The sequence below is a fragment of the Acidimicrobiales bacterium genome (assembly GCA_035316325.1).
Classification (GTDB): domain Bacteria; phylum Actinomycetota; class Acidimicrobiia; order Acidimicrobiales; family VFJN01; genus DASXTK01.
Genome location: DATHJB010000072.1, coordinates 44,577 through 55,372, shown reverse-complemented (window position 1 = coordinate 55,372; position 10,796 = coordinate 44,577). Strand labels below are relative to the sequence as shown.

Annotated in this window: 11 protein-coding genes; 5 read left to right on the top strand and 6 right to left on the bottom strand. The window is 71.0% G+C overall.

Going from position 1 to position 10,796, the window contains the following annotated elements:
- Positions 1 to 237 precede the first annotated feature (237 nt).
- Positions 238 to 756, bottom strand: coding sequence for a DinB family protein (locus VK611_10175; protein ID HMG41687.1), 519 nt, complete (start codon positions 754 to 756; stop codon positions 238 to 240).
- A 716-nt stretch (positions 757 to 1,472) separates the two neighbouring features.
- Between VK611_10175 and VK611_10170 the strand changes: the two genes are divergently transcribed.
- From VK611_10170 to VK611_10160, 3 genes are all read left to right on the top strand, one after another.
- The gene (locus VK611_10170) at positions 1,473 to 2,492 is read left to right on the top strand and encodes a sigma-70 family RNA polymerase sigma factor (protein ID HMG41686.1); all 1,020 of its coding nucleotides are present in this window, start codon (positions 1,473 to 1,475) and stop codon (positions 2,490 to 2,492) included.
- A 62-nt stretch (positions 2,493 to 2,554) separates the two neighbouring features.
- Positions 2,555 to 3,310, top strand: coding sequence for a DUF899 domain-containing protein (locus VK611_10165; protein HMG41685.1), 756 nt, complete (start codon positions 2,555 to 2,557; stop codon positions 3,308 to 3,310).
- A 136-nt stretch (positions 3,311 to 3,446) separates the two neighbouring features.
- Positions 3,447 to 3,893: a pyridoxamine 5'-phosphate oxidase family protein gene (locus VK611_10160; GenBank protein ID HMG41684.1), complete on the top strand. Its 447-nt coding sequence runs from the start codon at positions 3,447 to 3,449 to the stop codon at positions 3,891 to 3,893.
- Positions 3,894 to 4,021: 128 nt separating this feature from the next.
- Here VK611_10160 and VK611_10155 read toward each other — a convergent pair whose 3' ends face one another.
- Positions 4,022 to 5,305: an MFS transporter gene (locus VK611_10155; GenBank protein ID HMG41683.1), complete on the bottom strand. Its 1,284-nt coding sequence runs from the start codon at positions 5,303 to 5,305 to the stop codon at positions 4,022 to 4,024.
- Between the two features lie 103 nt (positions 5,306 to 5,408).
- Between VK611_10155 and VK611_10150 the strand changes: the two genes are divergently transcribed.
- Positions 5,409 to 5,834: a PPOX class F420-dependent oxidoreductase gene (locus VK611_10150; protein HMG41682.1), complete on the top strand. Its 426-nt coding sequence runs from the start codon at positions 5,409 to 5,411 to the stop codon at positions 5,832 to 5,834.
- Between the two features lie 133 nt (positions 5,835 to 5,967).
- Entirely contained in the window at positions 5,968 to 6,753 is a 786-nt protein-coding gene (locus tag VK611_10145) for an IclR family transcriptional regulator (GenBank protein HMG41681.1), read from the top strand.
- A 21-nt stretch (positions 6,754 to 6,774) separates the two neighbouring features.
- Here the strand turns inward: VK611_10145 and VK611_10140 are convergent, their stop codons facing one another.
- From VK611_10140 to VK611_10125, 4 genes are read right to left on the bottom strand one after another with little or no spacing between them, the layout of a single operon-like run.
- Positions 6,775 to 7,677 carry a citryl-CoA lyase gene (locus VK611_10140; protein ID HMG41680.1) on the bottom strand — a complete coding sequence of 301 codons (903 nt, stop codon included), beginning with the start codon at positions 7,675 to 7,677 and terminating at the stop codon, positions 6,775 to 6,777.
- Positions 7,674 to 8,903: a CoA transferase gene (locus VK611_10135; GenBank protein ID HMG41679.1), complete on the bottom strand. Its 1,230-nt coding sequence runs from the start codon at positions 8,901 to 8,903 to the stop codon at positions 7,674 to 7,676. The genes VK611_10140 and VK611_10135 overlap by 4 nt, the downstream gene beginning before the upstream one ends.
- The gene (locus VK611_10130; protein HMG41678.1) at positions 8,900 to 9,862 is read right to left on the bottom strand and encodes a VOC family protein; all 963 of its coding nucleotides are present in this window, start codon (positions 9,860 to 9,862) and stop codon (positions 8,900 to 8,902) included. The genes VK611_10135 and VK611_10130 overlap by 4 nt, the downstream gene beginning before the upstream one ends.
- Positions 9,859 to 10,743 carry a fumarylacetoacetate hydrolase family protein gene (locus VK611_10125; protein ID HMG41677.1) on the bottom strand — a complete coding sequence of 295 codons (885 nt, stop codon included), beginning with the start codon at positions 10,741 to 10,743 and terminating at the stop codon, positions 9,859 to 9,861. Before VK611_10125 ends, VK611_10130 begins: the two co-directional genes overlap by 4 nt.
- Positions 10,744 to 10,796 lie beyond the last annotated feature (53 nt).

The window sequence follows — 10,796 nt, the reverse complement described above, 5'->3', positions numbered from 1 at the left end:
AAGGGGATCATCCAATCAGCCATCCAGTCAGGCCACGTTCCCGTCGCCGGCTGCCGCCACGCCGCCTCCATCATCTCGTAGGTCACCCGGCCGAAGAGAAGGGCATCGGCTCGTTCCAGGTTGGCGGCCCAATAGCGATCCGACTCCTCGTCCGCGGGGATCACCCGGTGATCGCAGCAGCCGTCGAGGACAGGGCAACCGTTGCCTGACGCGGCACCAGCCGGCGTCGAGGCGTGGCTATGACGTTCCCCGGAGACTGTCCCGGAGGAGATCGAGGTGACCTGCGTGGCGGGCGGTCTCGTCGATCATGTGGACGAGGATCCAGCGCACGTTGACCGATCCGATCCCGAACGACGGCACCGCCGCGACCACGCTGAGCGAATCACACCGATCGAGCGCCGATCGGCTGCGTTCGCACGCCGACAGGTAGAGCCCGAGGATGCGCTCGACGGTGTCGTCGGCGGCCAGTCGCATGGCATGGTCGGGGTCGTCGGCGCCGGGCACGTTCCACGGAGCGGGCATCTCGACGCCGAGCAGTCGGCCTTGGAACCAGCGGTCCTCGGCCCATGCCAGGTGCTTGACGATGCCGGCGATCGTCAGATCCGTCGCCGGCAGCAAGCGTGTGGATGCGTCCTTCCAGGAAAGGTCAGCCAGCGCCGCTGCGACCGTCCCCCGGTACTGGTCGAGGCGCTGCACCAGCGCGGTGCGCTCATCCTCAGGCCGAAGATCAGGATGCACGAACCCGGCCCACGTCACCAACCCATCCTGCCGCCGAACACCCCAGATGGCCCCGGTGGTCTGTTCTCCACTCCCACGCGCACACACGTCGCGGTTACCGGCGGGGCGTGTTCGGAAGTGACCGGGCGATCGGTGGCATCGGCTTCCTGCTGGCCGACCCCGGGACACCTTCTTCAGCCGGATCTCCGCCGACTACCTCGCCGGGGCCCACCAGCGCGTCGTCGACGCCTGTCACCGGGTTGGCTGGCCGACCGACGCGATCGAAGCCGGTGAGCTGAACGAGTGGCTCTGCACCCTGGCCGAGGAGGCCGATCCGGATCACCCGGCGGCCGTGGGCGGCGACCTCCGCAACGTCCCCCCGCATCGTCATCCGACGGCGACACCTCGTCATGGTGGGTGCACACCGACCCCCGGCAAGCGTGCTGTCCCGAGCCCGGCGCCGAGGACCGGCCATGGTGGCGGGCACGACACGCCGCGGACCGCGCCCGAGCGGCAGTTCGGTCCTCGGCCCGTGAGGACGCTCGCACTCGCGAGGTGTCGTCGTCAAAGGGTTCGAAGGTCACCGACGGACAGCATCTGCCCGTGCAATCGCCCGTCCCGTCCAACGACATCGCCGTCCTGGTCAAGGACCTCGAGGCGGACGTGGATCTTCACGGCCCCGGCGCATCGTCGATCGCGTCGGCGGCTCGGACGCGATGAGTTCTGACGTCTCCATCGGTCGTAGACCTGTGGACATGACGAACACGAGGGGCTCGGTGGAGGAGCCCGAGCTGGTGGCTGCCGCCCGCGACGGGGACCAGGCTGCGTTCGAGCGGCTGGTGGAGGCCCACCGCCGCCCGTTGCACGCCCACTGCTACCGCATGCTGGGCTCTCTGCAGGATGCGGAGGATGCCCTGCAGGAGACGCTGCTCGCCGCGTGGCGGGGGCTGGGCGGCTTCGAGGGCCGCAGCTCGTTGCGGTCGTGGCTGTACCGGATCGCGACCCACGCCTGCCTCCGCCAGGCTGAGCGCCGACCGCCCCGCCAGCTGTCGGAGGAGCGCACGCAGGCCTGGACCGACGTCCACGACCTGGGCGACGTGGTCGAGGATCCCCTCTGGCTGGAGCCCTACCCCGATGCGAGCGACCCAGCCTCCCGGTACCAGGAGCAGGAGAACGTCGAGCTCGCGTTCGTGGCGGCGCTGCAGCATCTGCCGGCCAACCAGCGGGCGGTGCTGATCCTGCGGGAGGTGTTGCAGTTCTCCGCTGCGGAGGTCGGGGAGGCACTCGACACAACGATCCCGGCGGTCAACAGTGCGCTGCAGCGGGCGCGGAAGACGGTCGACGCGCGGATCGCCGGCAGCCAGCAGGCCGAGCTGCGTTCCCTGGGGAAGAAGGGTGTCGAGGACCTGGTCGCCAGATTCGTGGCGGCGTGGGAACGGGCCGATGTGCCAGCGCTCCTCGACATGCTCGCCGACGACGCCCGATTCGCGATGCCGCCGCTGCCGGCGTGGTTCGCGGGCAAGGCCGACATCGGCCGGTTCCTCACCGAGCGGACCTTCCAGAACCCGTGGAGGCTCCAGCCGATCACCGCCAGCGGCCAGGTCGCCTTCGCCTGCTACCGGCTCCATGCCGCCACCGGGCGGTTCGAGCTCGGCGCGCTCAACGTTCTCACACTGGGGGCAGGGCGCATCGTCGCGATGACCGGCTTCCTCGACCCCGAGCTGCACCGCCGGTTCCGGTTACCCGAGGTGCTGACCGAGATGTCTCCGCCGTAGCGATGAGTTCGGCGGTCGCCGCGTCTCTCAACAGGTGGACACTGATGAACGGAGATCGTGCAATGGACATACCCCCGATCGTGTCGCCGCAGGAGTGGGAGGCGGCGCGCCAGCAGCTGCTCGTGAAGGAGAAGGGGTTGACCCGCGCCCGTGATGCGCTGGCCGCCGAGCGTCGGCGGATGCCGTGGCAGGCCGTGGAGAAGGGCTACGAGTTCGACGGGCCGAAAGGCAAGGCGAGCCTCCTCGACCTGTTCGAGGGGCGCCGTCAGCTGATCGTCTACCGCGCGTTCTTCGAGCCCGGTGTGTACGGCTGGCCCGAGCACGCCTGCCGCGGCTGCTCCATGGTCGCCGACCAGGTCGCCCACGTCGCCCATCTGAACGCCCGCAACGCCACCCTCGCGTTCGCCTCGAGAGCGCCGCAGCCCGACATCGAGCGCGTGAAGGCGCGGATGGGCTGGGAGATGCCCTGGTACACGATGACCGACAGCTTCGACGCCGATTTCGGTGTCGACGAGTGGCACGGCACGAACGTCTACATCCGTGACGGTGACAGCGTGTTCCGCACCTACTTCGTCAACAACCGTGGCGACGAGGCGATGGGCGGCACCTGGAACTACCTCGACATCACCGCGCTCGGGCGCCAGGAGGGGTGGGAGGAGTCACCGGAGGGCTACCCCCAGACGCCGCCGTACGAGTGGTGGAACTGGCACGACGAATACGACGACGCCCCGGCGGCCGACGAGGAATGGCTCGGTCGCATCGAACGCTCAGGTCAATCCCGCCACCACGAAGCGGCTCAGGACGGCGACGCCACATGATCGCTCACGTCGCAGGCGCACCAGTCGAGGAGACCCTGCTGCCGTTGCTCGGTTTCGGCGGCGTGGGCGCGGGCCTGCTGCTGGCGCGCGCCTGGTTCGCGACCCACGTACGCCGCCCACGACGCCGAACACGTTCATGACCGACCTCGCACCCTTCACGGAACTGGTGTCCCTCGACCACGGCCTCTGTGTCGTCGTCGCTCTCCGCCCCGACCACACCCCGCACACCACCGTCGTCAACGCCGGTGTGGTTCCCCACCCGGCGACGGGTGCCGGCGCCGTCGCGTTCGTCTCCGCGGGTGGCACCCGCAAGCTCGCTCTTCTCCGCAGCAACCCGACGACCGCAGTCGTCGCCCGTGCAGGCTGGCGATGGGTCACCGTCGAAGGCCGCGCCCAGCTCATAGGACCCGACGACCCCCACCCGGAGGTGGACGACGAGCGGCTCCGACTCCTGCTGCGCGACATCTTCAGCGCAGCGGGCGGGACCCACGACGACTGGGCGACCTACGACCGCGTCATGCGCGACGAGCGCCGCACCGCTGTCCTCGTCTCTCCCACTCGCGTGTACACAAGCCCGGCATGACACCCCGTCAGCAGGGTCGTCCATAGCGTCGATCTGATGCACCCGCAGTCCCGCTGTTGGCGGGCGAGGCCGGGTCGGGTGTGCATCCCTCCATCGGCTCCGCTCCTCCAGGGGCACGGCGCCGCCGATCAACTGGGGCGGGCCGAGGTGACGCTGGTGGGCGAGGGGTCGGATGGGGCTGGGTCGGATGGTTCGGTTGGGCGGAGCGCCCGGAGGGCTCGCAGGGTGAAGGCGCCGACCAGGAACGAGGCGACGGCCCCCATCACCAGGGCCCATCGGGCGCCGAACTCCTCGGAGACGAAGCCGGCGATGGGGCTGCCGATCGGCGTCGACCCCAGGAAGACCACCGACATCAGCGCCAGCACCCGGCCCCGCATGGCCGGCGCCGACTTCAGCTGCAGCACGGCGTTCGATCCCGAGATGACCAGCACGCTCGTCACCCCGACGGGCAGCACCAGCAGGCAGGCCAGCAGCAGTCCCGGCGCCGCGGCGAGGCCCAGCATGGCTGCGCCCAGCGCCAGCGTCCCCAGGGCCAGGAACCGGGTGTTGGCTTCGGTGCGCCGGGCCACGGTGAGCGCCCCGAACACCGACCCGGCGCTCATGAGCGAGAAGAGCAGCGTGTAGGTGGTGGGGCTGCCGCCGAGGTCGCGGGTGGCGAACAGCGGTAGGACCACCGGGAAGTTGAAGGCCAGCGTGCTGACCGCGCACACCAGAAGGATGGGCAGCCGCAGCTCGGGGGCCGACCAGGCGTAGCGCAGGCCCTCCCGCAGCTGGCCCTTGGCCTTGGCCACCCGCCCCGACACCCGAAACCTCGAGCGGTCCATGCGGGCGAAGAGCCACAGCTGGGGGATGTACGACAGGGCGTTGACGGCGAAGCACCAGCCGATCCCCGGCCCGGCGATGAGAGCACCGGCCACGGCCGGCCCGAACACCCGCGACCCGGTCATGAGGGTGCTGTTGAGCCCCACCGCGTTGGGCACGTCGGGCTCGTCGACGATGTCGGTGACGAAGGCCCGCCGCGTGGGGTTCTCGATCGCGGTGACGACGCCCACGAGCAGGGTGAGCAGGTACACCGCCCACAGCGCGGTGGTGTCGGTGAGCACCAGCACGGCGAAGGCGACGGCCACGACCCCGCCGAACGCGTTGACCGCCATCAGCAGCCGCAGCCGTTCGCTGCGGTCGGCCAGCAACCCGGCCCAGGCCCCGAGGCCCAGGATGGGCACGAACTGCGCCGCGGTGACGAGGCCCACCGCCACGCCGCTGTCGGTCAGGTCGAGGACCAGCAGCCCGATGGCCACCATCTGCATCCACGTGCCGGTGTTGGAGATGAGCTGGCCGGCGGCGAAGAGGCGGAAGTTGGCATTGCGCAGCGACCGGAAGGTCACGGCCCCGAAGTCGCGCACCCCGCTCACGGCGTGGCCTCGATGTCCGGTTCCCGCACCCAGCCGCTACCTTTCGTATTTCGCAACTACATTGCGCACCATGGAATCCTAGGTCCATGAACGGGGAACCGCCATGAAGAGTGTGACCGAGCCCGCAACGCCCGCCGAGATGTCCGAGCGCGTCGTGGCCCTGCTCAGGAGCAAGGCGTTCGCCACCATCGCCACGCTCATGCCCGACGGCGCCCCCCACGCCACCGAGACCTGGATCGACACCGACGGAACGCACGTGCTGCTCAACACCGTCGTCGGATACCAGAAGCTGCGGAACATCGAGCGCGACGGCCGTGTGGCCCTCGTGGTGAGCAACCCCGACGACCCGGCCCGCCACGTGGCCATCCGTGGCCAGGTCACGTCCACGTCGGGGGAGGGGGCGAAGGAGCACATCGAGTCGCTGTCGGCGCGGTACTTCGGCACCCCCTACCCCTTCCACCACCTCGGGCAGCGCATCATCGTGCGCATCGCCCCCACACGGATCATCGACAGCTTGGAGCGGCGGTGAGGGGCACGGGCCTCGCGCCCCGCTGTCGGCCGGATAACTACTCTTGCGCCCAACGGAAGGGGATTGCGCTGGCCAATCACGAGGGTACCGAGGGCACGCACGACGGGCCCGCCGATCGGCCGGTCGGTCGCCGATGAGCGATGTCGAGACCCCGCCGGGCGAGCCCAAGCCGCGCGGCGAGACCCAGGCCAACCAGTCCGTCGCCAAGGCGTTCCGCATCCTCGACTACTTCCGGATCCACCCGGAGGGCCGGCTCTCCGACCTCGCCGAGTACGCGGGCCTCGGCGCATCCACCGCGCTGCGGCTCATCCTGTCGCTCGAGCGCGGCGGTGCGCTGGTGCGCGATCGCGAGACCCGCGAGTACTCCATCGGGCCCTGGCTCTTCGAGCTGGCCGCCACCACCGTGCGCCACCACCCCTACACGCGGTACGTCCACCAGATCCTCGTCGAGCTGCGCGAGACCACGGGCGAGACCGGCAGCTACTGGCTGGTCGACGGGCACGAGCGTCTGTGCATCGACCGCGTGCTCAGCCGCCACGCCCTGAGCAGCACCGTCGAGATCGGCGCCCGCCTGCCGCTGCACGTCGGGGCCGCGGGTCGGGCGCTCGTCGCCTTCCTCTCCGAGGAGAAGCGGGCCGAGGTGTTCGAGGCCCTGCGCGCCGAGTCGGTCGACGTCGAGGCCCTGGCGGCGTCGCTCGACAACGTGCGCAGCGACGGCTTCGCCTCCAGTTCGGAGGAGCGTGAGAAGGGCCTGGCCTCGGTGGCCGTGCCCGTGCTCGACCGCCGCGACGCCCTGGTCGGGGTCTTGTCGCTGTCCGCCCCGGTGTCGCGCCTCACGGCGAGCCGGCGCCGGGCCGCCGTCGACGTGCTCAAGGAAGCCGCCAACCGCCTCAGTGGCTACCGCGTCCTCGAGTCGTAGGCCCGCCGCTCTCGCGGCGGGTCACTCGCCGATGTAGCGGACGAGGTCGTCGCCGGGCGGGCACGGGCCCTTGATCTTCACGCCGGTCGAAGCTTCCTCGTAGGCGTGGGCCACGATGCCCGCACCCCGGCTGAGGCAGAACGCTCCCATGGCGAAGTCGGGTGGAAGGTCGAGCTCGCAGCAGACGATGGCCCACAGGCCGTCGATGTTGATCGTGACCGGGCGGCCGACGACCTCGTCGAGCGCCCGCTCGACAGCCATGGCCACCTCGACGTAGCGCCCGTCGATCGTGCCGTCGGCCGCCGCTGCCTCGCACAGCGCCAGCAGGGGAGCCCGGCGCGGGTCGAGGTCGTGGAGCTGGTGCCCGAACCCGGCCACCGCCTCCCCCCGGTCTCGGGAGTCCCGCACGTACGCCAGCGCGGCCGCGTCGAGGCCGGGCCCGGGCCCGCCGTCGCGGTCGGAGCGCTGGCCGTCGGCGCCGTCAGGACCGTCGCCGAGGGCCGACGACGCCCGCTCCTCGACCGCCAGCAGGGCGCGCATGGCGTTGCCCGCCGCGCCACCGTGGATCTCGCCGAGGAGGTTGATGCCCGTCGCCACCGACGAGTTGAAGCTGACCCCGCAGGTGGCCGCCATGCGGGCCGCGGCGATCGACGGCGCCCGGGGGCCGTGGTCGGCGCCGGCCACCATCACCGCCTCCAGCAGGGCGGCGGCCGGGGGCGAGATCATCCGCCCCGAGAAGAGCAGCACCAGGTGCTGCGCGAACGAGGTGGTGCCGATCAGGTCCTCGATGGGTCGACCCCGGGTCACGATCCGGCCGTTGGAGACGTCGGTGATGGCCGTCTCCCACCAGGCCCTGTCGCCCGATCGGTGGGCGGCGAGCGCGCTCCGTCCCGGAGCCGCGGGCTCCACCGGCCCGTCGCTCACGTGGGCGTCTCCTCGGCCCCGGTGAGCAGGTCGAGCTGGCCCTTGATCTCGTCGTTGTGGCGGCCGAGCTCGGGACCGGCCCAGCGGATCGAGCCCGGCGTCCGGTCGAGCCGGGGGACGATGCCCGGCATGAGGATGGTGCCCATCCTCTCGTCGGGCACTTCCACGATCATGTCCCGGGCCTGGTACTGGAGGTCGGACACGATGTCGGCGATGGAGTAGACGGGCCCTGCGGGCACGTCGACGCCGTCCAGCGCGGCCTTTGCCGACGCCAGCGGCAGGCCCCGCACCCAGGTGGCGATGAGCTCGTCCAGCTCGCGCACGTTGTCGCGCCGCGCCTGGTTGGAGCAGAACCGCACGTCGTCGGCCAGCTCGGGCCGCTCCATGGCGACGGCCAGCCGGCGGAAGATGCTGTCGCCGTTGGCCCCGATGGCCAGGTGGCCGTCGTCGGCGGTGATGTACACGTTCGACGGCGCCGCCCCGTTGAGGGTGTTGCCCGTGCGCTGCCGCGTGCGGCCGTCGAAGCCGTACTCGGGGAGGATGGCCTCGAGCAGCGAGAACACGCCCTCGGTGAGGGCCACGTCGACCACCTGGCCGAGGCCGCTGGCCCGCCGCTCGTGCAGGGCCATGAGCGTGCCGATGGTGCCGTAGAGGGCGGCGATGCTGTCGGCCAGGCTGAGCCCGATGCGCACCGGCGGCCGGTCGGGCCACCCGGTCACGAAGCGGATGCCGCCCATGGCCTCGGCGATGTTGCCGAACCCCGGCTTGTCCCGGGAGGGGCCGGTCTGCCCGAAGCCGGAGATGCGGACCATGATCAGCCCGGGGTTGGCCTCCTGGAGGTCGTCGTAGCCGAGTCCCCACTGCTCCATCCGGCCGGGCCGGAAGTTCTCGATGAGCACGTCGCAGTCGGCGGCCATGGCCTTGACCAGGGCCCGGCCCTCGTCGGTGCGCAGGTCGGCGGTGATCGACTGCTTGTTGCGGCTCTGCACCATCGACCACAGCGACCCGTGCTCGGTGACCAGGCTCCACGTGCGCAGCGCGTCGCCCTCGGGTGGCTCGATCTTGACGACGGTGGCGCCGAAGTCGGCGAGCAGTCGCCCGCAGAACGGCCCGGCGATCAGCGAGCCCAGCTCGAGCACCTTGAGGCCGGCGAGGGGCCCCGTCGCGGTCGCGTCCCCGGTGCCGCCCCTGCCCTCAGCGCCCCTGGTGTCCCCGTTGTCCGTCATGGCGTTGGCTCCCCGGCAGTCGGCGCGTCCTCGTCCGTCGGGCGCAGGGTCTCCTCCAGGCGCCGATGGCCCCAGACCTCGCGATCCCGGTAGCGGGGGACGAACCAGTCGTCCCCGACGAGCAGGCCGCCGTGGCCGCACTCGAAGCGGAAGCCCGAGGGCGTCCGTGCGTAGAACGAGAACATGCGGTCGTTGGTGTGGCGCCCGAGCGAGATGGCGATGGGGATGCCCCGGCTCAGGCAGAGGTCGTGGGCGGTGCCCACGTCGTCGACCTCGTCCATCTCCACCATGAAGTGGAGGAGGCGCTTGTCGGACACGACCTTGCCGGCCGGCCCGAAGGCGATCGAGTGGTGCCGCGGGTTGCAGCGCAGGAAGGTGAAGGGCCCGTTCCCGAAGTCGGTGAGCTCGAACCCGAGCGTGCGACGGTAGAAGGCGACGGTGGCGGCGACGTCGTCGACGGCCAGCACCACGTGCCCCACCCCGAGCGTCCCCGTCGTGAACCCGCTGATGGGGCGGCCGGGGACGAAGGGCTGCCCCGCGATCAGCTCCGGTCCCCAGTAGGCCTCGACGGCCAGGCCGGAGGGGTCGCGGAACCGCAGCACGCCACCGACGCGCCGCTCGGCGGCCAGGGGGCCGTCGCGCTGCTCGATCTCGATGCCGGCGTCGCCGAGGCGCTTCTCGAGCTCGTCGAGGTGCGCCGGCGTGGCCACCTGCCAGCCCACGGCGGCGACGTCGTCGTCACCGGTGGCCTCCAGCACGACGCGGTAGGCGTGGTCGTCCATCCGCAGCTCGACGGCACCGCTGTCCGACCGGCCGCCGACGGCCATGCCCAGAACCTCGGTGGCGAACGTGAGCCACTCGGCCTCGTCCGACACGCTGAGCACGAAGTAGCCCAGCTGGGTGACGAGGCGATCGGAGCCCAGGTCGTGGCGGTCGCGGTCGTGGTCGCGGCTGCTCACGGGAGTGCTTCCCCGTCGGGCCCGGCGGCGGTCCGAGCGACGACCGGGATCTCCATGACCCCGATCCGGTCGATCTCGGTGCGCATCACGTCGCCGGGAACGATCGGCCCGACGCCCGGAGGCGCTCCGGTGCAGAACACGTCGCCGGGCACCAGCGTCATGATCGACGAGGCGTAGGCGATGATCTCGCGCACCGACACGAGCATGTCCTTGGTGTCGACGTGCTGGCGGGTCTCGCCGCCGACGGACAGGTCGATGGTGAGGGCCTGGGGGTCGCCGATCTCGTCGCCGGTGACCAGATGGGGGCCGGTGGGACTGAAGGTGTCGTACGACTTGCGCCTCGACCGGTCGCCCGGGCCCCGCACGGTGATGTCGATCATCGTCGTGTAGCCGACCACGTGGTCGAGGGCATCGGCGGCGGCGATGTCGCGGCCGCCGGTGCCGACGACGAAGGCCAGCTCGCCCTCGTGGTGGATCTCGTTGTCGCCCACGTCGGGCAGCTCCACGGTGTCCTCGGGGCCGACGATCGAGCTGGGGGCCTTGAGGAACACGTCGAACTCCATCCGCCATCCGAGGTTCGAGCGGTCGGCGCGCCCCTCCATCTCGGCCCGGTGCGCCGCGTAGTTCATGGCGACGGCCACCACCTTGGAGGGGTTGAGCACGGGAGGGCCGAGTCGGACGGCCGTCAGCGGGATCTCCTCGCCGCGGCGCGCTTCGGCCTCCAGCTGGGCCTTCGCCGAGTCGAAGTCCCGGCAGAGGCGCACGAAGAAGTCCGACAGCGGGTCGTCACTCCACCCTGGTACAGCGGCCGTCACGTCGACGAGCCCGTGCTCGGACGTGACGACACCGACTCGGTGACCGTTGTAGAGACACAGCCTCATTTTCAGTATCCACAAGTCGATCTCATCTACTGCAAACTATCGGTGGCGGCGCG

Coding starts and splice junctions, on each gene's coding strand:
- VK611_10170 (HMG41686.1), top strand. CDS start 1,473: ATGACGAACACGAGGGGCTCGGTGGAGGAGCCCGAGCTGGTGGCTGCC.
- VK611_10160 (HMG41684.1), top strand. CDS start 3,447: ATGACCGACCTCGCACCCTTCACGGAACTGGTGTCCCTCGACCACGGC.
- VK611_10135 (HMG41679.1), bottom strand. CDS start 8,903: ATGACGGACAACGGGGACACCAGGGGCGCTGAGGGCAGGGGCGGCACC.
- VK611_10165 (HMG41685.1), top strand. CDS start 2,555: ATGGACATACCCCCGATCGTGTCGCCGCAGGAGTGGGAGGCGGCGCGC.
- VK611_10150 (HMG41682.1), top strand. CDS start 5,409: ATGAAGAGTGTGACCGAGCCCGCAACGCCCGCCGAGATGTCCGAGCGC.
- VK611_10125 (HMG41677.1), bottom strand. CDS start 10,743: ATGAGGCTGTGTCTCTACAACGGTCACCGAGTCGGTGTCGTCACGTCC.
- VK611_10145 (HMG41681.1), top strand. CDS start 5,968: ATGAGCGATGTCGAGACCCCGCCGGGCGAGCCCAAGCCGCGCGGCGAG.